Source organism: Haloferax sp. AB510, from assembly GCF_024136985.1.
Lineage (GTDB): Archaea > Halobacteriota > Halobacteria > Halobacteriales > Haloferacaceae > Haloferax.
In genome coordinates, this window is record NZ_JAMYJY010000003.1 from 53,054 (window position 1) to 78,749 (window position 25,696).

Genomic DNA, 25,696 nt, shown 5'->3' on the forward strand with positions numbered 1-25,696 from the left:
GCGAGAGAGAAAGCAGTCGACGCCCGAGAAACTGAACCGTCGCCCGTAGAGTCGACGTCTTCCTGTAGGGATGGGTGGTGTCGGTCGATTACCACCGCAAATCGAGTGGTGTGATAGAAGACACAGCCACGTTGTTCCATATTGTTCATAGAGCATTCCATATTGAACCGAGAATATTGTTTTAGGTTACTATACGGTACCTTTATGTTCCATTGCACCTCTGTGAGAATGAGTAACGTATGTCGAGAAAGGACATCACACAGACGCGGTCGCAGGTGGGGTCGAAATCGGAGTCAATCCGCGCTCGGTTCGGAGACGCGGCGAGTCGTCGAAACTTCCTCAAGGCCCTCGGGACGGCCGGCATCGCAGGTCTCGCCGGCTGTTCCGGCGGCGGTGAGAGCTACAACGGCGAAGAACAGACCACGGCCACGGGCGGCGACGGCGAGAGCACGGAGACGGAGACGTCGTCCGGCGGCGACTCGGGCAGTTCGACGCTCCGCATGAGTGCGACCCAGCGCTTCGGGACCGTCGACCCCGCGAAGGGGACGGACTACACGCAGGTGCTCGCGTTGGTCAACCTCTACGACCCGCTCGTGTTCCCCGACACGGAGGGGAACCTACAGGGGCACCTCGCCGAGGACTGGAGCGTCTCGGACGACAACCAGACCTACACGTTCACGCTCCGCGAGGGCGCGACGTTCCACAGCGGCAACCCCGTCACGGCGGAGGACGTGCAGTTTTCGGCCGAGCGGTTCCTCGATATCAACCAGGGGTACTCGTCGCTGCTCGGGAACGTGCTCTCGAAGGAAAACGTGACCGTCGAGGACGAGCGGACCGTGTCGTTCACGCTCGACCGCGTCCACTCGCCGTTCCTCGCGACGCTCGTGTTACTGTTCGTCGTCGACAAGCAGTTGGTCCTCGACAACGCCGAGGACGGCGACTTCGGCGACCGCGGCGACTACGGCCAGTCGTTCCTCAACGACAACGACGCCGGCTCCGGCCCGTACGAACTCGCCGGCTTCGAGCGGCAGGCCCAGATTTCGTTCAGCCGCTACGCGGACTACTGGGGCTCGTTCAAAGACGGCGCGTACGACAACGTCGTCGTCCAGATAATCACCAACGACCCGACGGTTCGCTCGCTGATGAAGACGGGCGAACTCGACATGTCGAGCCAGTACCAGAGCGAGGAGACCTACGAGGCCCTCGCGGCCGAAGACGACATTCGCGTCGAGTCGGTCCCGACGGTGACGACGTTCTACTTCAAAATCAACACCCAGAAGGCCCCGACAGACGACCCCGCCGTCCGCGAGGCGATGGCCTACGGCTTCGACTACGAGACGGCGCGCAACGAAATCGCGCCGGGGTCGCTCCCCGCGCAGGGACCGCTCCCGACCTCGTTCGGCGTCCACAACGACGACATCGTCCAGCCGACCTACGACCCAGAGAAGGCGCGGCAGATTCTCGCCGACGCCGGCTACGAGGAGGGCGACATCACCGTCCAGAACACCTACGTGAAGGACTACGGCCTCGAAGAGAAGATGGGCCTACTGTTCCAGCAGAACATGGACGAAATCGGCATCAACGTCGAGTTGAACCCCCAGACGTGGGGGACGATGACCGAACTCGCGACGAGCGTCGAGGGGACGCCGCACATCAATCAGGTGTTCTACGGGCCGGTGTATCCCTCGCCCGACACGGTGTTCTACAACCAGTACCACTCTGAAGCCGCGTCGACGTGGATGAGCATGGAACACCTCGAAGACGAGAACGTCGACGCCCTCATCGACGAGGCGCGCTCGACGGTCGACGCCGACACCCGCGCCGAACTGTACGCCGAGGTCCAAGAGCGCATCGCGAACCAGTACCCCGACCTGTTCATCTTCGTCCAGTCGAAGAAACACGCCTTCGCCGACGACGTGAAGGGCTACACCTTCCGGCCGTCGATGAGTTTCGACTACTGGTTCCCCGACTTCTATCAAGAATGAAGTACTGGCAGTACCTCGTGCGCCGGCTCGCGGGCATCCTCGTGAGTCTCATCGGCCTGTCGATAATCATCTTCACCACGTCACGAGTGCTTCCCGGGAACCCCGCGCGGATGGCCCTCGGCGCGCTCGCGTCGGAAGAACAGGTGCAGGCGCTCGCCGCCGAGATGGGGCTGAACAAGCCGATTCCACTGCAGTACCTCGACTACATGCGGGGACTGCTCGTCGGCGACCTCGGGACGAGCCTCGAGACGAAGCGCGCGGTCAGCACCGACATCGTCTACTACCTGCCGGCGACGCTCGAACTCATCACGGTGTCGATGTTCCTCACCGTCGTCATCGGGATTCCGCTCGGCGTCGTCGCCGCACAGAACAAAGACGGACTCACCGACAACGCGACGCGGCTCGTCGCGTTCTTCAGCGTGAGCGTGCCCGGATTCTTCATCGCAATCATGTTCCAACTGCTGTTCGGCTACCTGCTCGAATGGCTCCCCATCACGGGGCGGCTCGGCTCGGAGTTTGGCTCGGGCGTCTCGCGGTTCACGGGCTTCCTGCTGGTGGACACCCTACTGTCCGGGAACCTCGCGGCTCACGTCGACGCGTGGGCGCACATCATCCTCCCGGCGCTCGCGCTCTCGCTCGCCGGCATCGGACAGGTGATGCGCATCACTCGGTCGAGCATGATTGACGTGAAAGACCAGGACTACGTCGAGGCCGAACGCGGCTTCGGCCTCCCCTCGTGGCTCGTCACGTACAAGTACACGCTCAAGAACGCGTTCATCCCGACGCTCACGATTCTGGGGCTGCTGTACGCCTCGCTGCTTGGGAACGCGTTCCTCATCGAACTCGTCTACTCGTGGCCCGGCCTCGCGTCCTACGGCGTCACCGCGGTGCTGAACAACGACTTCAACGCCGTCGTCGGCGTCACGATGACCATCGGCGTCGCGTTCGTGAGCATCAACTTCCTCGTCGACGTGCTGCTGGGTCGCGTTGACCCCCGCATCAGACTGGCGATGGAGGAGGCGACATGAGCGCCGAGTCAGCGGGCGTCCTCGACCGGTTCGTCTCGGCCGAGCGCCGCGAACTCTGGCAGCGGTCGTGGAAGCGCTTTACGAGCAGGCCGATGAGCGTCATCGGTCTCGGAATCATCATCGCCATTATCTTGCTCGCCGTCTTCGCACCAGTCGTCGCGCCGTACCCCGAACACGCCGGGAAGTTCACCGACTTCTCGAACACGCTCCAGCCGCCGAGCCTCGACCACCCGCTGGGGACCGACCACGTCGGCCGCGACGTGCTCTCGCGCATCCTCTTCGGCTACCGGCTGTCGCTCATGCTCGTGGGTGTCGTCCTCGGCTTCGGCGTCCCCGTGGGCGTGCTGCTCGGCCTCGTCGCCGGCTACTACGGCGGCTGGGTCGAGACGATTATCATGCGGGCGACCGACACGGCGCTCGCCTTACCGCCGCTCGTGATGGCGTTGGCAATCACCTCGGCCTTAGAGCCGACGCTGACGAACGCGATGATAGCCATCGCGGCGCTGTGGTGGACGTGGCACGCACGCCTCGTCCAGAGCATCGTCGCCAGCGAGCGCGGCGAGGAGTACGTGCAGGCCGCGAAGCTCGCCGGCGCGAGCACGCCGCACATCCTCTTCCGGGAGATTCTCCCGAACACGCTGTCGCCGATTCTGGTCAAGGTGACCCTCGACGCTGGCTTCGTCATCCTCATCGGCGCTGGCCTGTCGTTCATCGGCGTCGGCGTCCAGCCGCCCCAGCCCGGCCTCGGGACGATGGTCAGCCAAGGAACGTCTTACCTGCCCGACTCGTGGTGGGTGAGCGTCTTCGCCGGGCTCGCCATCTTCGTCCTCGTGATGGGGTTCAACATGCTCGGCGACGGGCTTCGTGACCTCTTCGACGTGGAGGTGAACCGATGAAACTCGACGAGCCGGTCGCCGAGAACCCGCTTTTGACCGTCGAAGACCTCGAAGTCGGCTTCGAGTCGTTCGACGGCTTCGCGGAGGTCATCGACGGCGTCAACCTCTCTATCGGCAAAGGCGAGGTTGTCACCATCGCCGGCGAGACCGGCTGCGGCAAGTCGGTGACGATGAAGTCCATCCTCCGCCTGCTCAACCAGCCGCCCGCCCGCGTGAACGGTGAAATTACGTTCGACGGAACGGAACTGCTCTCGCTCTCGGACCGCGAGTTCGAGCGCGTCAAGGGCCAGCGGATGAGCCTCGTCTTCCAGGACCCGATGTCGAGTCTGAACCCGACGTTCACCATCGGCGAACAGCTCACCGACACCGCACAGTTCGGCGGTGACAGCGACACGGGCGTCGTGGAGTTCTTCCGCCGCCGCTTCAGCGGCGAACGCGACGAGGCGCGCGAGCGCGTCTTGGAGATGCTCCGCGAGGTCCAGATGCCGGACCCCGAAAACATCATGGACTCGTACCCGTCGCAGCTGTCCGGCGGGATGCGCCAGCGCGCCCTCATCGCGCAGGCCCTGCTGAACGAGCCGGACCTGCTCATCGCCGACGAAATCGGCACCGCGCTGGACGTGACGATTCACGACCAGATTCTCGACCTGCTGAAGGACCTCATCGAGAACCACGACCTGAGCGTCCTGATGATTACCCACAACCTCGGCGTCGCTCGACAGGTGAGCGACCGCGTGTACGTCATGTACGGCGGCCGCATCGTCGAGACCGCGCCGACAGACGAGCTGTTCGAGAACCCGAAACACCCCTACACACAGGGGCTCATCGCGTCGATCCCGCGCCTGACGGGCGACGAAATGGCGACCGGTATCGACGGCTCGATTCCCGAGTACCTCGACCCACCGCCGGGGTGTCGGTTCGCGCCGCGGTGTCCCTACGCCACCGCCGAGTGCGAGCAGGCCCGCCCGGAGATGTACGAACGCGGTCCGCAGACCGGCGTCGAGTGCGTCCTCTACGACGAGGCCGTCCCGGCGTCCGAGCGGCCGACCGTCGAGGAGACCCGGAGCCACATGACCCGGCGACCGGGAAAGCAGACGGGGGATGACTGACGTGTCCGAACCCCTGCTCGAAGTCGACGACCTCGAGAAGTACTTCCCCGTCAAGAGCGGCATCATCAAGCGCACGTCCGACTACGTGAAAGCGGTCGACGGCGTCTCGTTCGACATCGAGCGCGGGGAGACCCTCGCGCTCATCGGCGAGTCCGGGTCCGGAAAGAGCACCGTCGCCCGGACGATTATCGGCCTGACCGGCGCGACCGGCGGGACCGTCAGGTTCGACGGCGAGGACATCACGAACGCGACCGACGAGCAACTGGCTCGCCTCCGGTCGCGCGTCCAGATGGTGTTTCAGGACCCCACGTCGAGTCTGAACCCCCGGCGGACCATCGGCAAGTCGCTCGCGGTCCCGCTGAAGGCCCGCGGCGTCCCGAAGTCCGACCTCCGGGGGCGCGTGGTCGACCTGCTCGAACGCGTCGAGTTGAACGACGAGTACTGGAACAAGTACCCCCACGAACTCTCCGGCGGGCAAAAACAGCGGGTGAACATCGCCCGCGCGCTCGCGGTCGAGCCGGAACTGCTCTTGCTCGACGAGCCGACGAGCGCCCTCGACGTGAGCGTGCAGGCGAAGATTATCGCGCTTCTCGAGGACTTACAGGAGGAGTTCGGGCTCACCTACCTGTTCATCACCCACGACCTCTCTCTGGTCCGCAACTTCGCCGACGAGACGGCCGTGATGTACCTCGGCGAGATTCAGGAACGCGGCCCCACGGAAGAGGTCTTCCAGCGGCCGCGACACCCCTACTCGCGGGCGCTTCTCTCCGCGATTCCGGTCACCACCGACGAGGAAGAGGCGTACAAGCCGCGGCACGAACCGCTCCGGGGCGAAATTCCGAGCCCGCGGGACGTGCCCTCGGGCTGTCGGTTCCACACGCGCTGTCCCTACGCGACCGACGCGTGTTCGGCCGACGAACCGCAGTTCGTCGCGGTCGACGCCGGCCCCAGCGTCCGGTGTCACATCTACGACGAGGCGTACGCCGACGCGTTCGACGACGTGCCCGAGGTGGCCGTCGCGGCGGTCGCCGACGAGACAGTCGCATCGAACACCCACGAATCATGAAGATAACCACAGACAACATCGACGATTTCGCAACCGGCGCGACTGTCCTCGGGACGGGCGGCGGGGGCGACCCCTACATCGGGAAGCTGATGGCACAGCAGGCGATCGAAGAGCACGGACCCGTCGACCTCATCGACCCGCGGGACGTGCCCGACGACGCGCTCGTCATCCCGAGCGCGATGCTCGGCGCACCGACCGTGATGGTCGAGAAGATGCCGAAGGGGACTGAGGCGCTGTCCGCCTTCGAGGCGCTCGAAACACACCTCGGACAAGAGGCCTACGCGACGATGAGTATCGAGGCGGGCGGGCTGAACAGCACCGTCCCCATCGCCGTCGCCGCCGCGCTCGGGCTCCCCCTCGTCGACGCCGACGGCATGGGCCGGGCGTTCCCCGAGGTGCAGATGGTGACGCTCACGATGGGCGGCGTCAGCGCGACCCCGATGAGCATCGCCGACGAGAAGGGCAACTCGCTTCTCGTGAACACCGTCAGCAACGAGTACGCCGAGGCGTTCGCCCGCGTGACGAGCATCGAGATGGGCGGCGCGTGCATGATAGGCACCTACGCGCTGTCCGGCGCAGAAGTCCGCGAGCACGCGATTCTCGACTCGATGTCCCTCGCCCACGATATCGGCGAGGCGATTCGCACCGCCAAGCACCGCTCGCGGGACCCCGTCGAGTCGGTCCTCGAACTCACGGACGGCTACGAGCTGTTCGCGGGGAAGATAACCGACGTGGAGCGCCGGACCGAAGGCGGCTTCGCGGTCGGCGAGGCGACCCTCGACGGCATCGACGACTGCGAGGGCCGGACGTTCACCCTCGACTTCCAGAACGAGAACCTCGTCGCCCGCGACTCCGAGCGCGGCGTCGTGGCGAGCACCCCCGACCTGATTACGGTCCTCGACGCCGAGACGGGCGACCCCGTCACCACCGAGCGACTCGCCTACGGCCACCGGGTGCGGGTCATCGGAATGCCGTGTTCGCCGAAGTGGCGAACCGACGAGGGACTCGACCTCGTCGGGCCGGGGTACTTCGACTACAGCATCGACTACGAACCAATCGAAACTCTCCAGCAACCCAAACATGACTGACTACCGAATCGGAATCGACGTCGGCGGCACCAACACGGACGCCGTCGTCATGGACGGCGACGACAACCTCCTCGCGAAGACGAAGACCCCCACGACCGAAGACATCACGTCGGGCATCCTCAACGCCCTCGACGTGGTCCTCGACGACAGCGGCGTCTCCGAGGACGAACTCGACTACGTGATGCTCGGCACGACCCACGCGACGAACGCCATCACGGAGCGCCGCGGCCTCAACGAGGTCGGCGTCATCCGCATCGGCGCGCCCGCGACCCAGAGCATCCGCCCGCTCCTCGAGTGGCCCGACGACCTCGCCGAGGCAATCGGCAACAACGTCGCCATCCTCGACGGCGGTCACGAGTTCGACGGCCGCCTCCTCAACGACCTCGACGAGGAGCAGGTCAGAGCGCAGATTCGCGAGTTCGCCGACGTGGACGCCTTCGCCGTGACGAGCGTCTTCTCGCCCGTCCGCGACGACCACGAGACGCGGGTCGCGGAACTCATCCGCGATGAGGTGGGCGACGACGTGCCCATCTCGGTCTCGAACGAAATCGGGAGCGTCGGCCTGCTCGAACGCGAGAACGCGACGGCGCTCAACGCCGCGCTCACCAGCGTCGCCTCGGAGGCCGCGAACGCCTTCGTGGACGCGATGAACGAACGCGGCATCGACGCGAACCTCTACTTCGGTCAGAACGACGGGACGCTGATGAGCGTCGACTACGCCATCCGCTATCCCATCTTCACGGTCGCCAGCGGACCCTCGAACTCGGTTCGCGGCGCGGCGTACCTCTCTGCGGTCGAAAACGGCATCATCGTCGACGTCGGCGGCACGACGACCGACGTGGGCGCGGTCACCGAAGGTTTCCCCCGCGAGAGCAGCGTCGCCGTCGAAATCGGCGAGGTGAAGACCAACTTCCGCATGCCCGACATCATCGCCATCGGCATCGGCGGCGGCTCCATCGTCTCGACCGACGACGGCGTCACCGTCGGCCCCCAGAGCGTCGGCTACAAGCTGACCGAGGAGGCGAAGTGTTTCGGCGGCGAGACGCTGACCGCGACCGACCTCGAAGTCGCCGCGGGCACCATCGATATCGGCTCCGAGACGCCGGACGTGGACGCGGAAATCGTCGAGGCCGCCCGCGAGTACGTCAGAGAGCGCGTCGAGCGCGAGGTCGACCGCATGAAGACGAGCGCCGAACCCGTCCCCGTGGTCATCGTCGGCGGCGGGAGCATTCTCGTCCCCGACGACATCGCGGGCGCGAGCGAGGTCCACAAACCCGACCACTACGAGGTCGCGAACGCCGTCGGCGTCGCCATCGCGCAGGTCTCCGGCGAGGTCGACCGCATCTACAGCCTCGACGAGATGGACCGCGAGGAGGCCATCCAACACGCGAAAGACGAGGCTACCGATAACGCGCTTGCAGCCGGTGCGGACGCCGACAGCGTGGACATCGTCGACGTCGAGGAGGTCCCGCTTTCGTACCTGCCCGGCAACGCGGTGCGAATCAAGGTGAAGGCCGCCGGGGCGCTCGACCACTGATGACGGTCGAAATCGGCGTCGAGGAGATAGAGGACATCGCGCTCGGCGCGACCGTCCTCGGCACCGGCGGCGGGGGCGACCCCCATGTCGGCAAGCTCGTCGCGAAGCAGGCCATCGAGGAGTTCGGCCCTGTCGAACTCCTCCCCCCGAACGAACTAGACGCGGACGACTTCGTCATCCCGACCGCCCAGATGGGCGCGCCGACCGTCTCGGTCGAGAAGCTCCCCAGCGGGCGGGAGGCCGTCACCTCGATGGAGCGCATCGAGCGCGAACTCGGCAAGACCGCCGACGCGACGATGCCGATCGAGTGCGGCGGCATCAACTCGACGTTCCCCTTCGCCGTCGCGGCCCGCCGCGGGCTTCCCGTGGTCGATGCCGACGGCATGGGCCGAGCGTTCCCCGAACTCCAACACGAGACGTTCAACATCTACGGCGTCAGCGGGACGCCTGCGGCCGTCAGCGACGAGCAGGGGAGCACCTGCCTCATCGAGACGGAGGACAACGACCAGTTGGAGTGGCTGGCCCGCGGCGTCACCGTCAGAATGGGCGGCGTCGCCTACGTCTCGGACTACCCGATGACTGGGACGCAGGTCAAAGAGACGGCCATCCCCGGCACGATGTCGCTCGCCCGCGACCTCGGCCGCGCGCTCCGACTCGCCGAGGACGACGCGATGGACGCCATTCGCGAAGTGACCCGCGAGTCGATTTACGGCGAGGCGCGGTCGCTGTTCGAGGGGAAAATCGTGGACGTGCAGCGCCGCACCGAGCGCGGGTTCGTCTTCGGTCACGTCGATATCGACGGCCTCGACTCCGACGAGGGGTCGGCGATGCGCATCGAGTTCCAAAACGAGAACCTCGGCGCGGCCGTGGACGGACGCTACGTGGCGACCGTCCCGGACCTCATCACCGTCCTCGACCGCGAGACAGGCGGCCCGATTCCGACCGAAAGCCTCCGGTACGGGGCGCGAGTCCGCGTGCTCGGCATCCGAACGCCCGAGATAATGCGGACGCCCGCCGCGCTCGACGTGTGGGGGCCGGCGTCGTTCGGCCTCGACGCAACCTACGAACCACTCGCAGACCACCCATGAGTTTCGACATCCCACACCTGACGGAGATAACGCTCGCCGACCTCGAAGCGCTCGGCATCGGCGCGGGCATCCTCGGCACCGGCGGCGGCGGCAACCCCCGCCTCGGCCGACTGCGCCTGCAGACGCTCCTCGAAGACGACGCCTACCCCGACGCGGTCGAACTGGTCGACCCGCGGGACCTGCCGGCCGACGCCACCGTGGCGAGCGTTGGCGGGATGGGCGCGCCCACCATCAGCGTCGAGAAGTTCGCCGGTGGCGACGAGGAGGTGCAGTCGCTTCGGGCCATCGAAGACCTCTCCGGCGAGACGGTCGACGCGCTCATTCCCGGCGAAATCGGCGGCGCGAACAGCATGGCCCCGCTGTGCGTGGCGGCGATGACCGACCTCCCCGTGGTCGACGCCGACGGCATGGGCCGGGCGTTCCCCGAACTCCAGATGGACACGTTCTTCATCTACGGGACGCCCGTGAACTACGCGGCGACGACCGACGAGCGCGGCAACCAGGTCGTCTACCGGGACATCGACTCGGCCAAGCGCCTCGAGGACCTCGCGCGGGCCATCACCGTCCAGATGGGCGGCCGCTCGGGCTACGCCTTCCCGCTCATGACCGGGGAGTTCGTCTCGGAGTACGCGGTTCCCCACACCGTCTCGCTCGCCACCGAACTCGGTCGGGCGGTCGAACGCGCCCGCGACGCCGGCACCGACCCCGTCGACGCCGGCCGCGAACTCCTCGGCGGCGAGGAACTGTTCGCCGGGAAAATCGTGGACGTGCACCGCCGCAACCGCGACGGCTTCGCGCTCGGGAGCGTCACGCTCTCCGGGTTGGACGAGGACGCGACCCTCGAAATCGAGTTCCAAAACGAGTTTCTCGTCGCGCGGGACGACGACGGCGAGCTGCTCACGACCGTCCCCGACCTCATCTGCCTCGTCGACACCGACACCGGCGCGCCGGTCATGACCGACGCCCTGCGATACGGCCAGCGCGTCCGCGTCCTCGGCGTGCCCGCACCCGAACTGCTCACGACGCCCGAAGCGCTCGACGTCATCGGCCCCGAAGCGTTCGGCTACGACATCCCCTACGACCCGCTTCCGCGGGACGAGACGGGTTGGTGACGCCGCAGTCACCGCAGTCCCACCGCCGGCCTAACCGCAGAATCGCCCTCGAAGCCGCGTTTCGCGCGGCGTCCCGCGACCGAACCAACTCGTACCACCACCTAGTCCCCCGACGCGTGAACTAGCCAATTCGACACAACTTGCGTGTCGTTTTGATTCGTTTGCGCCACCAGCAGTTTCAAATCGAACCCCGCTGATACATCCGACCATGGAAAACCCCGACCTCACGTCCGCCGACGCCCCGTCCGACCCGAACACGCCGGAGGCGGTCCTCGAAAACTACCTCGACGAGCACGACTACGAGATATTCCGCGCGCTCAACGAGAATGGCCGCATCTCAGACACGGAACTCGCCGAGCGGGTCGGCCTCTCTCGGACCGCGGTCCGTCGCCGGCGCGAGAAACTTCAAGAGAGCGACGTGCTCGAAATCCTCGCGGTCATCGTCCTCCAGGAGGCCGACCTCGCCGACGCGCAGGTACTCGTCTCGTTCAACCAGCACGTCTCTTCGGACGTTCGGACCGAGTTCATCACGATGCTCATCGACGAGGGACTCGTCTACAACACGAGTTCCTGTCTCGGCGAGTACGACCTCGTCTTCAGCGCGTGGCACACCGACCTGAACGCGCTGAAGGAGTACGTCTGGGACCTCTTCGACGGCGAGGAAATCGTCGACGACTACACCATTATCCCGCTTCTGAAGACGTGGAAGGCGTGGGACAAAGAGCTGGACCGGCCCTAAGTCGGCCGGCGTCGCGGCCGGTGCGTCCCGCATTCAGGCGAGGTCGTCGAGCGCGGCGCGAAGCGCGTCGACGGCCTCGCCGAGTTGCGCCTGCGAAATCGTCAGCGGTGGCTGGAAGCGCATGACGTTCTTGTAGTAGCCGCCGACGCCCATGACGACGTTGGACTCCTCACGGAGGTGTTCGCCGACGGCGGCGGCGAGTTCCTTGTCCGGTGCGGGCGCGACGTGTTGTGGGCCCGACTTTTCCGGGTCAACGAGTTCGATGCCCTGCATCAGTCCGAGGCCGCGGGCCTCGCCGACCGCGTCGTAGTCGGATTCGAGCGTGGCGAGTTCGTCGGAGAGCCATTCGCCGTTCTCGTGGGCGTTGTCGATGATACCGTTCTGCAGTTCCTCGATGGTCGCCAGCGCGGCCGCGCAGGCGACGGGGTTGCCGCCGAACGTCGAGAGGTGGTCGCCGGAGCCGAACGCGTCCGCGATGTCCGCGGGGGCCGTGAACGCGCCGAGGGGCAGGCCGTTGGCGATGCCCTTCGCCTGCGTCAGGATGTCGGGTTCGACACCGAAGTGCTCGCTGGCGAACAGTTCGCCGGTGCGGCCGTAGCCGGTCTGGACCTCGTCGGCGATGAGGAGCGCGCCGTGGTCGTGGGCGATGTCCCGAACGCGCTTGAGCCACGCCTCCGAGGGGACGACGATGCCGGCCTCGCCCATGACGGGTTCGACGACGACCGCCGCGAGGTCGCCGCTGGTATGCGAGCCGATGACCCGTTCGAGCGCGTCGGCGCAGTCCGCGCCGCAGGTGTCGCCGTCACAGCGGGGACAGCGGTAGGCGTACGGCGGCGCGGTGTGAGCCACGTCGTTAATCGTCGGGGCCATATCCTGCTTGTAGGCCCTGTTGCCGGTAAGCGCGAGGCTACCGAGGGTGCGGCCGTGGAAACCCATCTCCAGCGAGATGACCTCCTTGGAGCCGGTGTACTTCCGGGCGAGCTTGATGGCACCCTCGACGGCTTCGGTGCCGGAGTTACAGAAGAACGTCTTCTGGAGGTCGCCGGGCGTCACCTCGGCGATGGTCTCCGCGAGGTCGGCCACCGGCCGGTTGGGGTGGACGTACGAACAGCCGTGGACGAACTCCGCTAACTGCTCGGTCGCGGCCTCGACGACGGCCTCGTTGTTGTGCCCGACGTTCGTCACCGAGATGCCGGAGAACACGTCGAGGTACTCGTTGCCGTCGAAATCCTCGAGGGTGCAGCCGGATGCCCGCTCGACCGGGACGTTCAGCGATTTCCAAATCGGCATGAGGTAGTCGTCGTACGCCGCCTCGACCGACGAATTCGTCGTCCGTTCTCTCATGAACACAACTTCTAAACTGAATCCTAATAAATTATACTGTGTGGGACAAAGTTCAAATCATCTCGTCGGATTCGGTCACGAAACGGTCGCACCGAATTCGAGTGTGACTGGAGACTCTGTTCTCGACTCCGTTCGCCGCTATGGGAAGTGTTGAACACAGTCCGAATAATATACATTCACTGGAACATTTATCAACATCTGTGGCAAAAATCGGGGCAAGCGGGAGCCGCGAGCGACCGCCGCGCTCCCGAGAGCCGACCATGAAATCCATCAACCCCGCAACCGAGGAAGTCATCGAGACGCACGAGGAACACGACGAGGCGACGGTCGACGCGCGCTTGGACGCCGCGTGGGACCGGTTCGAATCGTGGCGCGAGACGCCGATTTCGCGGCGTGAGAAACTGCTCGCGGCCGCGGCCGACGTGCTGCGCGAGAACAGCGAGGAGTACGCGAGCCTGATGACAGAGGAGATGGGCAAGCCCATAGAGCAGGCAGTCTCCGAGGTCGAAAAGTGCGCGTGGGTCTGCGACTACTACGCCGAGCACGCGTCGGAGTTCCTGCAGGACGAGCACATCGGCACCGTGCCGGGGTCGAAGACCTACGTCTCCTACGAACCCATCGGCCCGGTGCTCGCGGTGATGCCGTGGAACTTCCCGTTCTGGCAGGTGTTCCGGTTCGCGGCCCCGCACATCACCGCCGGTAACGTCGCGGTGCTCAAACACGCGCCGAACGTCTTCGGCTGCGCCGACGCCATCGCCTCCGTCTTCGAGCGGGCGGGCTATCCCGACGATGTGTTCACCTCGCTGCAGGTCCCCGCCGAGCGCGTCGCCGGCGTCATCGAAGACGGCCGGATTCGCGGCGTCAGCCTGACGGGGAGCACCCGCGCGGGGCGGGCCGTCGCGGGGACGAGCGGCCGCGAACTCAAGCCGACGGTGCTCGAACTCGGTGGGAGCGACCCGTTCATCGTCCTCGACGACGCGCCGCTCGAAGCGACCGCGAAACAGGCCGCACGGGCGCGGACCCAGAACAACGGCCAATCCTGTATCGCCGCGAAGCGCTTCCTCGTCCACGAGAGTGTCTACGACGAGTTCGTCGAGCGCTTCACCGAGGAGATGCGGTCGCTGACCGTCGGCGACCCCACGGACCCCGAGACCGACGTGGGGCCGCAGGCGCGGGCGGACCTCATGGAGACGCTCCACGAGCAGGTCACGGTGTCCGTCGAGGCCGGCGCGACGCTCCGCCTCGGCGGCGAACCGCTGGACCGACCCGGCCACTACTACCCGCCGACAGTGCTGACCGACGTGCCCGACGACGCGCCCGCGAGGACCGAGGAACTGTTCGGTCCCGTCGCCACCGTCATCAGGGTCGAAGACGAGGCGGAGGCGGTCCGCGTAGCGAACGACACTCCCTACGGCCTCGGCGCGAGCGTCTGGACGGCCGACTCGGAACGCGGCGAGGCGCTCACGACGAAGCTCACCGCGGGCAACGTCGCCGTCAACCACATCGTCGCGTCGGACCCGCGAGTCCCCTTCAGCGGGACGAAAGACTCGGGCTACGGGACCGAACTCTCCCGGCACGGGATTCGGGAGTTCGTCAACACGAAGACGGTCTGGGTCGAGGACGCGCCAGACGAGTAATCGCTCCGACACCGGCGCGACGCCCGCGGCGACCGCCGGAGGACGTATCGGGCGTTCCCGTCTTTTCTTTCCGCTCGACGAGTTGACTACCATTCGAACCGCCGCCCGTTTGGCGATTTTCCGGTGAATCGTCGCCCGGTTTGTCGTCCCAGACGACGCGTTACTATTGAACTGTGTTCCTAATTCTATCTAAAAATTGAACACAGTAAGATATATAGTGGGTAAGTTAGAATGTGGTGATGTCACTCACAACCATGACAGGAGAACTCTCACGCGTCCTCTCGAAGCGCGACGTGTTCGTGCTCGCGCTTGGGGCAATGATCGGATGGGGTTGGATCGTGCAGACAGGGTACTTTATCGACCAGAGCGGCGTCACCGGCGCTATCTCGGCGTTCGTCCTCGGCGGGTTCATGGTGTTCGTCGTCTCGCTCATCTACGGCGAACTCGCCTCGGCGATGCCCTTCGTCGGCGGCGAACACGTCTACAGCATGCGGGCGTTGGGGCCGGCCGGCTCGTTCGTCTGTACGTGGGCGATAATCTTCGGCTACATCAGCGTCGTCGCGTTCGAGGCGGTGGCGCTCCCGAGCGCCCTCGCGTACATCGTCCCCGGCTTCAACGTGTTCGAACTCTGGACGGTCGCCGGCCAGCCGGTCTACGGCACGTGGGTGGCGACGGGCGTCATCGGCTCCGTGGTTATCACGTACCTCAATTACCGGGGGGTCCGCCCGGCCGCGCAGTTCCAGGCGATTCTCGCGCTCGTCATCACGCTGGCCGGCTTGACGCTCCTCCTCGGCGCGCTGTTCAACGGCACCTCGCCGTCCTCGCCGCCGCTCGCAGGAGCCGGCATCGGCGGCGTGTTTACGGTCGCCATCATGACGCCGTTCATGTTCGTCGGCTTCGACGTGATTCCGCAGGCCGCGGGTGAGGCCGACGTGTCGCCGAAGCTCCTCGGCGGGCTCATCGGCCTCTCGGTCGCCTGCGCCGCCGCGTTCTACATCGCCGTCATCTGGGCCGCCGGACAGGTCGCCACGGGCGCGACGCTCGTCGAGAGTTCGCTCCCCGCGGCGACGGCGATGGAAATCGCGTTCGACAGCGTGACCATCGGCCGCATCATGGCGCTGGCGGGCCTCGCGGGCATCCTCACGAGTTGGAACGGCTTCGTCCTCGGTGCCAGTCGCGCCATCTACGCGATGGCCGACTCGAACATGCTCCCCGAGCGGCTCGCGACGATTCACGACGACCACGACACGCCTTCGACCGCAATCGTGCTCGTCGGCGGCCTCGCGGCGCTCGCGCCCCTGTTCGGCGAGCAGATGCTCGTGTGGGTCGTCAACGCCGGCGGTCTCGGCATGGTGACGGCGTGGCTCCTCGTCGTCGTCTCGTTCCTCGTACTCCGGTACCGCAACCCCGACTTCGACCGGCCGTTCAAGCTCCCCGCGGGATACGCGGTCGGCGCGCTCGGTCTGCTGCTGACAGTGTTCTTCGTCGGCCTGTACCTTCCCGGCTCACCCTCGGCGCTGGCGTGGCCCTACGAGTGGGCGATGGTCGGCGGCTGGTGTCTGCTCGGCGTCGTCCTACTCGCCGTTGCCGGCGGGCTCCCGACCCGGACGGAGGCCAAAGCGCACCTGAGCGCCCAGCAACTCGAAGACTAATCCGCTTCCGGCGGTCGAAGCGCGGTTCGGTTTCGGTAGCGTTCGGGTGCGGCACGGGTGCGAGTCATCGCGCTCGCGGAGTCGACACGGACCGCGTTACGCCACGTCCGGGAGGAGGGCGTCTTTCAGTTCTTCGAGTTCGTAGTCGTTCAGCGGGTTCGGCTCGTCTTTGATGGTCGTGATGACGAACGTCGAACTCGTCCGCGAAATCTCGTCTATCTCCTCGAACTCGGAGATGAGGTCCTCGACCATCGCGCGCGAGGCGAGGTGCGAAATCAGGACGAAGTCGGTGTCACCGAGCGTGAAGTACACCTGATTGACGCCGGGCACCTCGCCGAGTTTGTCGCCGACCTCCTTGTGGTACTCCGAACCGTACTCCGCCCAGACTTCGGTGATGAGCGTGAGGTTCAGCCCGGCCTTCTCGAAGTCGATATCGAAGATGTCGTTCTTGATGATGCCCTGTTCTTGGAGCCGTTCGAGGCGGTAGTGAACGGTCGACTTCGGGATGCCGGTCTCCTCGGTTATCCGGTCGGGACTCCCCGATTCGAGCGTCCCGATGGCTTTGAGAATTCGAAGGTCCTTCTCGTCCATGAACCGTAATCAGGAGTGCACCGATATTATTGTTCTGCGTTCAACCCCAGTTTCGCCGAGGGATAACGGCGAGCCGAGAATGGGAAGGAGGGTGAAGCAGTCGCTGGAGGTCGTCGACCCCGCACTCCGCGATCAGCGAGTGGGCTGAACGCCGAGGTTCGACGCGTCTGGACCGAACACCTCGGCCAACAACGACGGCACGTCGTCGGGGCGAACGTCCGAGTACCACCGGTTCCGCGGGTGGATGGCGACCGCGGCCCCATCGGCGCTACAGAGGCCGAGACAGCTCGTTTCGGCGACCTGAACCCGCGACCAGAAGACGCCACGGTCGCGCAACCACGAGGTCACCGCGTCGTACACCGCGGTGCCGTCGGCCTCGGCGCAGTCGGCGTACTCGGACTCTCGGCTGTTCGTACAGACCAACACGTGGTCCGTGAAGCCGTGCTCGCGGATTTCGTCGGTTCGGTCGCGCATCAGTCGGCCGCAGGAGCCGAGTCCCGGCCTGCGGTCGGAATCGCCGATTCGGACTCGGACTCACTCGACAGCCGGAACCACGCGTGCGCCGCCGCGAGGACGAGCCACAGGAGGACCTGCCCGAACGCGAACAGTCCGGTGAGTCCGGTTTCAAGCGTCGGCGACAGCGCCCCGTGAATCGCGTTTTCGGGGGCGACGACGGCGAGGGCCGCGAGCAGACTGAACGGAACGACCGCGCCGACGATGGCCGCAGGGAGGCCGCTCGACTCGCGCAAGCGGGTGTAGGCGTAACCCGCCGAGAGGCAAGCGAGCGCGCCGGCGAGCATCATCCCGGCGTAGAGCGGGAGCCGCGTCGCCACCGAAAGCGACTGCTCCGCGCCCGGCGCGGCCGGCGGGAGGACCAGCCACGGCGCGCCCGAGACGGTGATGAACCCCGCGAGGCCCATCAGGTAGCTCTTCGCGGCGTCGGGACCCGGAATCGCCGGTTCGAGGAAGAAGAACGCGACCCCGAAGAACGCGCCGCCGAGCACGACGCCCCACAGCCCGCCGGCCGCGACGCTCACGGCCTTCGTGACCGCCATCGACACCGCGGTGTCGTGATGGCCGCCGCCTTCGCCGGCGTGAGAGTCACCGGACTCGTGGCTGTGAGTTCCTTCGGACTCGTGGCTGTGAGTTCCTTCGGACCCGTGGCTGTGGGCGCTCTCCGCCTCGTGGCTGTGACCGCTCTCCTCAACCGTGGCGTGGTTCAGTTCGTCCGCGTAGGCGACGAGAGGGTTGGCGACGACGGCCATGAACAGGCCGAACACCAGTCCGGCGACCAACCCCGCCTTCACCCCCCGCGTCAGGTACTGGGCGAACATGGTTAGTGACAGGCGATACCGGCCGCGTGGCGGAAGTTGTGCAGCGAGTCGTGGACGAGCGGGTCCTGCACGAACAGGAGCGTAAAGCCCAGCGCGGCGATAAAGAGGGCTCCAGCAGCCATCTGCGTGGGGGATAGCTCGGTACGAGCGCGTTCGATTCGACCGTTGACGGTGTTCGCCGTAGCCATGGTAAACTCAGATTGATGAAAACCAAGTCTGCTTGTAAAACTTTCGAAGACAACCAAGATTGCAATTCAGCAACTTAGATTTAATAACTCATCGGGGCAGTTTTATGAAAGTTAATTTGCTGTACTCCAAGCACAATTGTTTTCAAACCGCGCCCGGATTGTCGAGTCGAATGTCACAGGTAACGCTCCCGCACGACGCCAAGGCGGGACCCACGAAACCGGAGGTGAGAGCGGTCACGCTCGACAAACTCGGCTTGCGGCCGACGGACCATTTCGTCGACGTCGGCTCCTGTACCGGCTCCGTCACCATCGAGGCGGCCCGGCGGGTCGAGCGCGTGACCGCCGTCGAACGGAAACCGAAGCGGCTGGACGTGACGCGAAAGAACCTCGCGGCGAACGAGTACGACGCCGACGTGACGCTCCGCGAGGCGGAGGCTCCCGACGGCCTCCCGGCTGACGCCGACGCGTTGTTCATCGGCGGGAGTCGGAACTTCGAGTCCGTCCTCGACCACGCCGTCGAGACCGGCGTGGACCGTGTTGTGATGAACGTCTCGCGGGTCGAACCCGCCGGCGACGCCATCGAGGCGTTCCGCGAGCGCGACCTGCTCTCGGAGGTCGTCCAGTTGCAGGTGAGCCACGGCTACGAACTCGCCGGCGCGACGAGTTTCCGGTCGAACAACCCGGTGTACGTCGTCGTCGGTCGACGCGACGCGGAGGGGCTATGACCGTCTACGGCATCGGCCTCGGCCCCGGCGACGCCGACCTCGTGACCGTCAAGGGGAAGCGACTGCTGGAATCTGCGGCGGTAGTCTACTCGCCCGGCCGACTCTCGCGGACGGTCGCGCTGAACCACGTCCCCGAAGAGCGTATCGGCGACCTCGATTTCCCGATGACGCGCGACCCCGACGAACTTCGCCGCGCGTGGAAGGAGGCCGCCGCCGAGGTGGCCGCTCGCGCCGAGTCCGAGGACGTGGCGTTCGTGACGCTGGGTGACCCCAACGTCTACTCGACGTTCGGACACCTCCGCCGCACCCTCGACGCGTTCCACCCCGAGGTCGACCTCGAAGTCGTCCCCGGCGTGAGCGCGATGACGGCATTCACGACCGCGCTCGGCGTCGAAATCGAGTCCGGAACCGGGCTCGCGCTCCGCGAGGCCGCCAACGGCGCCGCGCCGACCGGTCCCGACCGAATGGTGCTGTTCAAGGTCACCGACGCGCCGGCGACCCACGAGAAACTGACCGAGGCGGGCTACGACGTTCGGTTCGGCCGCCGCCTGTTCATGGAGCAAGGCGAGACGGTCGTCACCGACGACCCCGACGAACTCGCGGAGCGCGACTACTACACGCTGGCGTACGCGGAGCGCGAGGGCGTCGAGCGCGACGTGGCGACCGCCGCGTTCGACGGCGTCGAATCGGGGGGGTCGGCGTGAGCGTCGACGGCGAGGCCGACACCGGCGTCACCGACGACGAGGGAATTCCCTTCGTCGGCGCGGGACCGGGCGACCCGGACCTACTCACCGTCGCCGGGAGAAAACTCGTCGAAGACGCCGACCTCGTGGTTCACGCGGGGTCGCTCGTCAACAGCGAACTCTTAGACGAGTTCTGCGCCGACGCGGAGCAGGTCAACAGCGTCGGCAAGGACCTCGAAGAGCTGATTCCGCTGATGGCGGACGCTTACGAGTCGGGTCGGACCGTCGTCCGACTCCACAGCGGCGACCCGTCGATTTACGGGGCCGCCTTAGAGCAGATGGACGCGCTGGCCGAGGCGGGCGTTCCGAGCTACCTCGTCCCCGGCGTCACCTCGGCGTTCGCCGCGAGCGCGACGCTCCGAACCCAGTTGACGCTGAACGAGATCTCGAACCACGTCGTCTTCACTCGGCCGCAGGGCCGGACACTCTCGCCCGAGGAAGACCACATCGGCGAGTTTGTCGGCTTCGGCGACACCACGGTCTGTATCTACCTCGGCACGCACGCCGTCGCCGAGACGATGGACCGGCTGCTGGACGAGGGCCACGACCCCGACACGCCCGTCGCGGTCGTCTACCACGCCTCCTGGCCGGACGAAGACGTCATCGAGGGCACCATCGAGACCATCGGCGAGCGGGTCGAAGACGCGGGCTACCGCGCCTCGGCGCTCGTCATCATCGGCGAGGCGGTGAACGGCTCTGACTACGAGCGGTCGTTCCTCTACGGCGACTGGGCCCGCGGCGGCGACGCACCGAACGACGAACCCGATGGTGATTCCGAACCGCAGGAGCGTGATGCGCAATGAGCGACGCAGACTCTAACTCCGACACCGACTCCGGAAGCGGCCACTGTAGCACTCCCGACAGCGACGGCGAGGTGGCCGACGAAATCGCCATCGTCAGCTTCGAGCGAAAACTCGACACGGCGAAGGAAATCAAGCGCGACCTCGCGGACGACTACGACCGGATAGACGTCCTCACCTACCACGGCGACGTGTTCGCCGAGCACTGGGGCGAGTACGATTGCTTTGTCGGCCTCATGGCCAGCGGCATCGCCATGCGGAAGACCGCCGGCCTCCTCGACGACAAGTGGGAGGACCCGGCGGTCGTCGTCGTCGACGAGGAACTGACGTGGGCGATACCGCTCACCGGCGGCCACCACGGCGCGAATCAGGTCGCCCACGACCTCTCGAAACTCGGGGCCGTCCCGGCGATGACGACCGCCTCGGAGGCCGCGGGCAAGCAGGGCGTCGAGAGCAAGGCGAAGGCGCTCGACTCCCACGTCGTCAACGGCGATTCGACCGTGGCGACGAACCTCGCCGTCCTTAACGACGAACTCGGTCCCGTCGCCCGACTCGACGGCCCGAAGGCGGTCCTCGTCGGCGACGACGTGACCGTCTTGAAGCGCAACGGCGACGACGGCGTCGTCCTCGGGACGGGCAGCGTCTCCGGCGCGAAGAAAGCGCAGTTCCTGACGGCGTGGGAGCGCGCGCTCGACGACGCCGACCGCGACTGGGACGACGTGGAGTTCGTCGCCACCGGCACGCGAAAGGCGGACGAATCCGGCATGCTCGACGCCGCCGAGGAAATCGGCGCGGGCGTCGTCTACTTCGAAAAGGAGACCCTCACCGAGTTCGAGGGGCCGACGCCCTCGCGGTCGAAGGAACTCATCGGCTGGCCCGGTATCGCCGAGGCGAGCGCCATCGCCGGCGGCCGCGACCACGAACTGGTCGTCGAAAAGCGGCGCTACGACGACGCCGTGACCGTGGCGGTGGGACGATGAGTGACGGCGACGAGCCGACCGAACCGGCGTCCGACTCCAGCGACCGCAACCGCAACCGTGACGAGGACCCAGACGACTACGGAACCCTCTATGTCGTCGGCATCGGTCCCGGCCTCCCCGACCACATGACGAAGCGAGCGAAGGAACTCGTCTCGACCTCGGACTGCGTGGTCGCTTCGAACCTCTATCAGGAGTTCCTCCGAGACGACGGAACCCTCCCACCCGAAGAAAGCGACGAGGGGCCGGAGGTCGTCCGCTCGTCGATGGGAAAGCAGGTCGAACTGACCCGCGAGGCGTTCGAGCGCGTCCGGAACGGCGAGGACGTAGTCCACGTCTCCGGCGGCGACCCGAACGTCTACGGGAAGTCCGACCTCGTGTTCACGATGGCGGAGACGGACGCGGCGACCGACGTGCCCATCGAAATCGTCCCCGGCGTCACCGCGGCGCTCGGCGGCGCGGCCATGATGGGCGCGCCGCTGTCGAACGACTTCTGTACGGTCTCGCTGTCCGACAAGTGGCGCGGCTGGGACGAAATCGAGGAGAAACTCCGCGCGGCCGCCATCAGCGGCTTCGTCATCGTCCTGTACAACTGCTGGCGGAACTACGAACGCGCCATCGACGTGGTCCGCGAGGAGCGGGCCGACGACGTGCCGGTCGGCATCTTCAACGACGCCGGTCGGGGCGATGCCGGGCGAAATCTGGACGACGAGACGTTCTCGATTACGACCCTCGGCGACGCGAAGGCCCACGACGACGACGTGGGCGGGATGGGGACCTCGATTCTCATCGGCACCCACGAGACCGAACCCTGGAGCAACGACTACGAAACGTACCTCGTCACGCCCCGCGGCGGGCGCGACGTCGACGACTTCTAATCCATGAGCGAATCAGACACGACAACCGAATCGAAGTGCGGCGGAGCGACTGCGGAATCGACCGACTCGGCCGACGCAGAATCGAAGTGTGGCGCGTCGTCCTCGAAGTCCGACGACGAGTCATCCTCGAAGTGCGGCGGCAGTTCGGGCGGGTCGAAGAAAGAACAGACCGCGGAGAAGGTCGAAGCGACCGTCGAGGACTTCGACAGCGAACCGGGGCAACTCGTCGCCGTCGGCCTCGGTCCCGGTCGCGCGAGCGAGATGACTACGCTGGCGAAAGACACGCTCCGCGAGGCCGATCACATCGTCGGCTACACGACCTACATCGAACTCCTCCCCGACGACATCGTCGAGGACGCCGAGGACATCTACTCGACGCCGATGTGCGGCGAGGTCTCCCGGACCGAGGAGGCGGTCGACCGAACGCTCGCCGGCAACGACGTAGCAATCGTCGGGAGCGGCGACCCCAACGTGTACGCGCTGGCCGGTCTCGCGCTCGAAATCCTCGAATCGAAGGGCGCGACCGCGAGCATGGTCGACTTCGACGTGGTCGCGGGCGTCCCGGCGGCGCAGTCCTGCGCGGCCCGACTGGGCGCGCCGCTCGTCAACGACACCGTGACCATCAGCCTCTCGGACCACCTGACCTCGATGCCGACCATCGAATCGCGCCTCCACGCGGCCGCCAAGGAGGGCTTCACTATCGCTATCTACAACCCGTGGAGCCGCAAGCGCCGGTCGAACTACGAGAAGTGCTGCGAGATTCTCCTCGAACACCGCGCGCCCGACACGCCTGTCGGTATCGTCCACGGCGCGGGCCGCGACGACGAGGAAGTCGAAATCGTCGAACTCGGCGAACTCCCTGACCTCGGCGAGACCGACCTCGTGGACATGACGACGACGCTGCTGGTCGGCAACGAGGAGACGTACGTCTGGGACGACCGGATGGTGACGCCACGGGGCTACGAGCAGAAGTACGAGTACTGAGATGTTCGAAATCGAAATCGACCGAGACGCCTGCGACGGCATCTTCGCCTGTCTCGCCCGCGACGGCCGGTTCGTCGAGGACGACGACGGACTCGCCACAATCGACCCCGACGCGGCTGGCGTCGTGCGCGTCGAGCAGACGACGAGCGCGTCGTCGCTCTCCTCGAAGGTGATGCCGAAGCCGACGACGACGACGCGACGCTCGCGGCGCGAGCCTGTCCGCCAGGTGCGATTTCGGTCCGGGAGGTGGACGCGTGAGCGACGCGAACGCCGACGGCTCGGCCGCGGACGCCGACTCGGACGCGAGCGTGGACTCCGGCGTCGCCCCCGCGGACGACCTCCTGAAAAGCGCGCCCGAGACGGCCTATCTCTGGGGCCACGTCGCCGGCGGCGGAACGGTCGAGCCGGGACAGTTCACGGCGCTGACGAACGACGAGACCTGTGCGAACCGCCTCGCAGTCATCGCCGGCGGCGGCGAAATCGACCGCCGGGAGACGGAGCGAGAGTACGCCCACAACACCGCCGTCACCCGCGTCAAAGACGAGTACCACGTCATGGTCGAAGGCGACGTGGTCAGAAGCGCGAGCGCCGCGTTCGGGCTCCCCGTCGGCGACGACGACGGCGGCTACCGCTTCGACGTGTTCGAAGCCCGGCGAAAACAACTCCTTCGGGGACTCCTCGAATCCTGCGGGACGGTCTGTTTCAAATCCTCGTCGGGGACGGTCGGCATCTCGTTCGTCCACGACGACCGGGCGCTCCTCGACACCGTGGACCGACTGCTCGACGCCTGCCCCGTTGACGCCCCGACCGGCCCGATTCAGGAGACTTCGTCGGGCGGCTACTGGTTCGGCATCGACGACGACGCGGCCGCCGGCTTCGGCGAGTGGGTTTACGAGGGGAGCGACGAGACGAGCCTGTTCGCACCGACGCGGCGTCGAAAGCTCGTCCGCAGCCTCGAAGAGGCCGAGAACGCATGAGCCTCGAACGACCGGACCCGGCGCTCGACGACGACGCGGTGCTCCTCGTCGGCCACGGCTCGCGCCGCGAGGAGTCCAACGAGCAGGTTCGGACGCTCGCCGCGAAGTTGGAATCGCGGCTGTCGATCCCGGTTGACGCGGCGTACATCGAACTCGCCGAACCCTCGATAGACGACGCAATCGAGTCGATGGCACCGACCTGCCGGACGATGACCGTCGTCCCCCTCTCGCTTTTCGCCGCGAGCCACGTCAAAAACGACGTGCCGCTTGCGGTCCAGCGGGCCCGCGCGACCCACGACGACACCGAGTTCCGGTTCGGCTCGCACCTCGGCATCCACCCCTCGCTCGTGGACCTGTTAGACGAGCGAGTGCAGGCGGTCGAGTCCGACCTCGGCGTCGACCGCGAGGACGACGACGTGGCGGTCGTGCTCTGTGCCCGCGGGTCGAGCGACCCCGACTCGAACGGCGACGTGCACAAACTGGCGCGCCTGCTGTACGAGGGTCGGGGGTTCACCCGCGTCGAATCGGCGTTCATCGGCGTCACCACGCCCCGGTTGGAGGAGACGCTTCACACCGTCGCCAAGGACCGCCCGGACGCGGTCGTCGTCCTCCCGTACATGCTCGGCGACGGCGTGCTGACGGGGCGAATCGTGGACAAAGCCGAGACGTTCGACAAGGAGTACCCCTACGTCGACGCCGGCGCGTCGGGGCCGCTCGGCACAGACGACCGGGTGGTCGAGACGCTCGCCGACCGCTACCGAGAAGCGCGCTCGGGGAGCGTCGAGATGTCCTGCGACACCTGCAAGTACAAGGTCGAACTCGCCGGCTACGAGGACGACGAGGGCGGCGCTCGCGCGATGCTCCGCTCGCTCGTCCATCAGGCCGAACACGCCGACCGAAGCGACGTGGACGACGACCCGCACGCCCACGACGCCCCCGAGAAACACGTCGCGGTGTGCACGAACCAGACCTGCGCCGCGAGCGGCGCGGCGACCGTCCTCGAACAACTTAGACAGGGCGTTCGCGACGCCGACGACTGCGATGTCCACGTCTCGCGGAGTTCGTGTCTCGGCCAGTGCGGCGACGGTCCAATCGTCGCCGTCTACCCCGACAGCGTCTGGTACGGCGGCGTGACGCCCGACGACACCGACCGCATCGTCTCGTCCCATCTCGAACGGGACCGCATCGTCTCGAACCTCGTCCACCAATCACTCTAAT

25 protein-coding genes and 1 pseudogene are annotated in these 25,696 nt (G+C 66.4%); 21 read left to right on the forward strand and 5 right to left on the reverse strand.

Features of this window, described 5'->3' with window-relative positions; translation table 11 throughout:
- Positions 1-239: 239 nt before the first annotated feature.
- From NKF06_RS01070 to NKF06_RS01115, 10 genes are all read left to right on the forward strand, one after another.
- Positions 240-1,985: an ABC transporter substrate-binding protein gene (locus NKF06_RS01070; protein ID WP_253244248.1), complete on the forward strand. Its 1,746-nt coding sequence runs from the start codon at positions 240-242 to the stop codon at positions 1,983-1,985.
- A complete protein-coding gene (locus NKF06_RS01075; protein ID WP_004972089.1) occupies positions 1,982-3,013 on the forward strand; it encodes an ABC transporter permease in 1,032 nt (343 codons plus the stop codon). Before NKF06_RS01070 ends, NKF06_RS01075 begins: the two co-directional genes overlap by 4 nt.
- Positions 3,010-3,909 (forward strand): ABC transporter permease, encoded by a 900-nt coding sequence (locus NKF06_RS01080; protein ID WP_008096975.1) that lies wholly within the window; start codon positions 3,010-3,012, stop codon positions 3,907-3,909. The genes NKF06_RS01075 and NKF06_RS01080 overlap by 4 nt, the downstream gene beginning before the upstream one ends.
- Positions 3,906-5,018, forward strand: a complete 1,113-nt coding sequence (locus NKF06_RS01085) for an ABC transporter ATP-binding protein (protein WP_058828537.1) — start codon at positions 3,906-3,908, stop codon at positions 5,016-5,018. The genes NKF06_RS01080 and NKF06_RS01085 overlap by 4 nt, the downstream gene beginning before the upstream one ends.
- Entirely contained in the window at positions 5,011-6,084 is a 1,074-nt protein-coding gene (locus tag NKF06_RS01090) for an ABC transporter ATP-binding protein (protein WP_253244249.1), read from the forward strand. Before NKF06_RS01085 ends, NKF06_RS01090 begins: the two co-directional genes overlap by 8 nt.
- Positions 6,081-7,172: a DUF917 domain-containing protein gene (locus NKF06_RS01095; RefSeq protein ID WP_253244250.1), complete on the forward strand. Its 1,092-nt coding sequence runs from the start codon at positions 6,081-6,083 to the stop codon at positions 7,170-7,172. Before NKF06_RS01090 ends, NKF06_RS01095 begins: the two co-directional genes overlap by 4 nt.
- Positions 7,165-8,709, forward strand: a complete 1,545-nt coding sequence (locus NKF06_RS01100) for a hydantoinase/oxoprolinase family protein (RefSeq protein WP_253244251.1) — start codon at positions 7,165-7,167, stop codon at positions 8,707-8,709. The genes NKF06_RS01095 and NKF06_RS01100 overlap by 8 nt, the downstream gene beginning before the upstream one ends.
- Positions 8,709-9,797, forward strand: coding sequence for a DUF917 domain-containing protein (locus NKF06_RS01105; protein WP_253244252.1), 1,089 nt, complete (start codon positions 8,709-8,711; stop codon positions 9,795-9,797). The genes NKF06_RS01100 and NKF06_RS01105 overlap by 1 nt, the downstream gene beginning before the upstream one ends.
- Complete coding sequence (locus NKF06_RS01110) at positions 9,794-10,909, forward strand: DUF917 domain-containing protein (protein WP_253244253.1); 1,116 nt, start codon at positions 9,794-9,796, stop codon at positions 10,907-10,909. The genes NKF06_RS01105 and NKF06_RS01110 overlap by 4 nt, the downstream gene beginning before the upstream one ends.
- A 208-nt stretch (positions 10,910-11,117) precedes the next feature.
- Complete coding sequence (locus tag NKF06_RS01115) at positions 11,118-11,648, forward strand: Lrp/AsnC family transcriptional regulator (protein WP_007274222.1); 531 nt, start codon at positions 11,118-11,120, stop codon at positions 11,646-11,648.
- Between the two features lie 33 nt (positions 11,649-11,681).
- Here the strand turns inward: NKF06_RS01115 and NKF06_RS01120 are convergent, their stop codons facing one another.
- Positions 11,682-12,992 carry an aspartate aminotransferase family protein gene (locus NKF06_RS01120; RefSeq protein WP_253244254.1) on the reverse strand — a complete coding sequence of 437 codons (1,311 nt, stop codon included), beginning with the start codon at positions 12,990-12,992 and terminating at the stop codon, positions 11,682-11,684.
- 260 nt (positions 12,993-13,252) lie between these two features.
- On the opposite strand from NKF06_RS01120, the gene NKF06_RS01125 reads away from it, so the two are divergent.
- Complete coding sequence (locus NKF06_RS01125; RefSeq protein ID WP_253244255.1) at positions 13,253-14,629, forward strand: NAD-dependent succinate-semialdehyde dehydrogenase; 1,377 nt, start codon at positions 13,253-13,255, stop codon at positions 14,627-14,629.
- A gap of 239 nt (positions 14,630-14,868) precedes the next feature.
- Entirely contained in the window at positions 14,869-16,281 is a 1,413-nt protein-coding gene (locus NKF06_RS01130) for an APC family permease (RefSeq protein WP_058828544.1), read from the forward strand.
- 96 nt (positions 16,282-16,377) lie between these two features.
- Here NKF06_RS01130 and NKF06_RS01135 read toward each other — a convergent pair whose 3' ends face one another.
- The 4 genes from NKF06_RS01135 to NKF06_RS01150 all read right to left on the reverse strand — a co-directional run bounded on the left by NKF06_RS01135 (position 16,378) and on the right by NKF06_RS01150 (position 18,394).
- Positions 16,378-16,872, reverse strand: a complete 495-nt coding sequence (locus NKF06_RS01135; RefSeq protein WP_253244257.1) for an Lrp/AsnC family transcriptional regulator — start codon at positions 16,870-16,872, stop codon at positions 16,378-16,380.
- Positions 16,873-17,004: 132 nt separating this feature from the next.
- Positions 17,005-17,346, reverse strand: a complete 342-nt coding sequence (locus NKF06_RS01140) for a (2Fe-2S) ferredoxin domain-containing protein (protein ID WP_253244258.1) — start codon at positions 17,344-17,346, stop codon at positions 17,005-17,007.
- Positions 17,346-18,206 (reverse strand): CbtA family protein, encoded by an 861-nt coding sequence (locus NKF06_RS01145; protein WP_253244259.1) that lies wholly within the window; start codon positions 18,204-18,206, stop codon positions 17,346-17,348. The genes NKF06_RS01140 and NKF06_RS01145 overlap by 1 nt, the downstream gene beginning before the upstream one ends.
- A gap of 2 nt (positions 18,207-18,208) precedes the next feature.
- Positions 18,209-18,394: a CbtB domain-containing protein gene (locus tag NKF06_RS01150; protein ID WP_042664716.1), complete on the reverse strand. Its 186-nt coding sequence runs from the start codon at positions 18,392-18,394 to the stop codon at positions 18,209-18,211.
- A gap of 170 nt (positions 18,395-18,564) precedes the next feature.
- Between NKF06_RS01150 and cbiT the strand changes: the two genes are divergently transcribed.
- The 9 genes and pseudogenes from cbiT (at position 18,565) to NKF06_RS01195 (ending at position 25,695) form a co-directional block, all read left to right on the forward strand.
- Complete coding sequence (gene cbiT / locus NKF06_RS01155) at positions 18,565-19,119, forward strand: precorrin-6Y C5,15-methyltransferase (decarboxylating) subunit CbiT (protein ID WP_253244260.1); 555 nt, start codon at positions 18,565-18,567, stop codon at positions 19,117-19,119.
- A complete protein-coding gene (locus NKF06_RS01160) occupies positions 19,116-19,823 on the forward strand; it encodes a cobalt-factor II C(20)-methyltransferase (RefSeq protein WP_253244261.1) in 708 nt (235 codons plus the stop codon). Before cbiT ends, NKF06_RS01160 begins: the two co-directional genes overlap by 4 nt.
- Positions 19,820-20,665: a precorrin-4 C(11)-methyltransferase gene (gene cobM, locus NKF06_RS01165; protein WP_253244262.1), complete on the forward strand. Its 846-nt coding sequence runs from the start codon at positions 19,820-19,822 to the stop codon at positions 20,663-20,665. The genes NKF06_RS01160 and cobM overlap by 4 nt, the downstream gene beginning before the upstream one ends.
- Entirely contained in the window at positions 20,662-21,642 is a 981-nt protein-coding gene (cbiG, locus tag NKF06_RS01170) for a cobalt-precorrin 5A hydrolase (RefSeq protein ID WP_253244263.1), read from the forward strand. Before cobM ends, cbiG begins: the two co-directional genes overlap by 4 nt.
- Entirely contained in the window at positions 21,639-22,517 is an 879-nt protein-coding gene (locus NKF06_RS01175; RefSeq protein WP_253244264.1) for an SAM-dependent methyltransferase, read from the forward strand. Before cbiG ends, NKF06_RS01175 begins: the two co-directional genes overlap by 4 nt.
- A gap of 3 nt (positions 22,518-22,520) precedes the next feature.
- On the forward strand, positions 22,521-23,501 hold the full coding sequence (cobJ, locus tag NKF06_RS01180) for a precorrin-3B C(17)-methyltransferase (protein ID WP_253244265.1): 981 nt from the start codon (positions 22,521-22,523) through the stop codon (positions 23,499-23,501).
- A gap of 1 nt (position 23,502) precedes the next feature.
- A pseudogene (locus tag NKF06_RS01185) lies at positions 23,503-23,759 on the forward strand (ferredoxin).
- Positions 23,756-24,478 (forward strand): cobalamin biosynthesis protein, encoded by a 723-nt coding sequence (locus NKF06_RS01190; RefSeq protein ID WP_253244266.1) that lies wholly within the window; start codon positions 23,756-23,758, stop codon positions 24,476-24,478. Before NKF06_RS01185 ends, NKF06_RS01190 begins: the two are co-directional and overlap by 4 nt.
- Positions 24,475-25,695, forward strand: coding sequence for a CbiX/SirB N-terminal domain-containing protein (locus NKF06_RS01195; RefSeq protein ID WP_253244267.1), 1,221 nt, complete (start codon positions 24,475-24,477; stop codon positions 25,693-25,695). Before NKF06_RS01190 ends, NKF06_RS01195 begins: the two co-directional genes overlap by 4 nt.
- The last annotated feature ends 1 nt before the right edge of the window (position 25,696 follow it).

Coding starts and splice junctions, on each gene's coding strand:
- NKF06_RS01150 (WP_042664716.1), bottom strand. CDS start 18,394: ATGGCTACGGCGAACACCGTCAACGGTCGAATCGAACGCGCTCGTACC.
- NKF06_RS01100 (WP_253244251.1), top strand. CDS start 7,165: ATGACTGACTACCGAATCGGAATCGACGTCGGCGGCACCAACACGGAC.
- cbiG (WP_253244263.1), top strand. CDS start 20,662: ATGAGCGACGCAGACTCTAACTCCGACACCGACTCCGGAAGCGGCCAC.
- NKF06_RS01085 (WP_058828537.1), top strand. CDS start 3,906: ATGAAACTCGACGAGCCGGTCGCCGAGAACCCGCTTTTGACCGTCGAA.
- NKF06_RS01115 (WP_007274222.1), top strand. CDS start 11,118: ATGGAAAACCCCGACCTCACGTCCGCCGACGCCCCGTCCGACCCGAAC.
- NKF06_RS01175 (WP_253244264.1), top strand. CDS start 21,639: ATGAGTGACGGCGACGAGCCGACCGAACCGGCGTCCGACTCCAGCGAC.
- cobJ (WP_253244265.1), top strand. CDS start 22,521: ATGAGCGAATCAGACACGACAACCGAATCGAAGTGCGGCGGAGCGACT.
- NKF06_RS01110 (WP_253244253.1), top strand. CDS start 9,794: ATGAGTTTCGACATCCCACACCTGACGGAGATAACGCTCGCCGACCTC.
- NKF06_RS01160 (WP_253244261.1), top strand. CDS start 19,116: ATGACCGTCTACGGCATCGGCCTCGGCCCCGGCGACGCCGACCTCGTG.
- NKF06_RS01145 (WP_253244259.1), bottom strand. CDS start 18,206: ATGTTCGCCCAGTACCTGACGCGGGGGGTGAAGGCGGGGTTGGTCGCC.
- NKF06_RS01120 (WP_253244254.1), bottom strand. CDS start 12,992: ATGAGAGAACGGACGACGAATTCGTCGGTCGAGGCGGCGTACGACGAC.
- NKF06_RS01130 (WP_058828544.1), top strand. CDS start 14,869: ATGTCACTCACAACCATGACAGGAGAACTCTCACGCGTCCTCTCGAAG.
- NKF06_RS01070 (WP_253244248.1), top strand. CDS start 240: ATGTCGAGAAAGGACATCACACAGACGCGGTCGCAGGTGGGGTCGAAA.
- NKF06_RS01075 (WP_004972089.1), top strand. CDS start 1,982: ATGAAGTACTGGCAGTACCTCGTGCGCCGGCTCGCGGGCATCCTCGTG.
- NKF06_RS01080 (WP_008096975.1), top strand. CDS start 3,010: ATGAGCGCCGAGTCAGCGGGCGTCCTCGACCGGTTCGTCTCGGCCGAG.
- NKF06_RS01195 (WP_253244267.1), top strand. CDS start 24,475: ATGAGCCTCGAACGACCGGACCCGGCGCTCGACGACGACGCGGTGCTC.
- NKF06_RS01140 (WP_253244258.1), bottom strand. CDS start 17,346: ATGCGCGACCGAACCGACGAAATCCGCGAGCACGGCTTCACGGACCAC.
- NKF06_RS01105 (WP_253244252.1), top strand. CDS start 8,709: ATGACGGTCGAAATCGGCGTCGAGGAGATAGAGGACATCGCGCTCGGC.
- NKF06_RS01090 (WP_253244249.1), top strand. CDS start 5,011: ATGACTGACGTGTCCGAACCCCTGCTCGAAGTCGACGACCTCGAGAAG.
- NKF06_RS01095 (WP_253244250.1), top strand. CDS start 6,081: ATGAAGATAACCACAGACAACATCGACGATTTCGCAACCGGCGCGACT.
- cbiT (WP_253244260.1), top strand. CDS start 18,565: ATGTCACAGGTAACGCTCCCGCACGACGCCAAGGCGGGACCCACGAAA.
- NKF06_RS01125 (WP_253244255.1), top strand. CDS start 13,253: ATGAAATCCATCAACCCCGCAACCGAGGAAGTCATCGAGACGCACGAG.
- NKF06_RS01135 (WP_253244257.1), bottom strand. CDS start 16,872: ATGGACGAGAAGGACCTTCGAATTCTCAAAGCCATCGGGACGCTCGAA.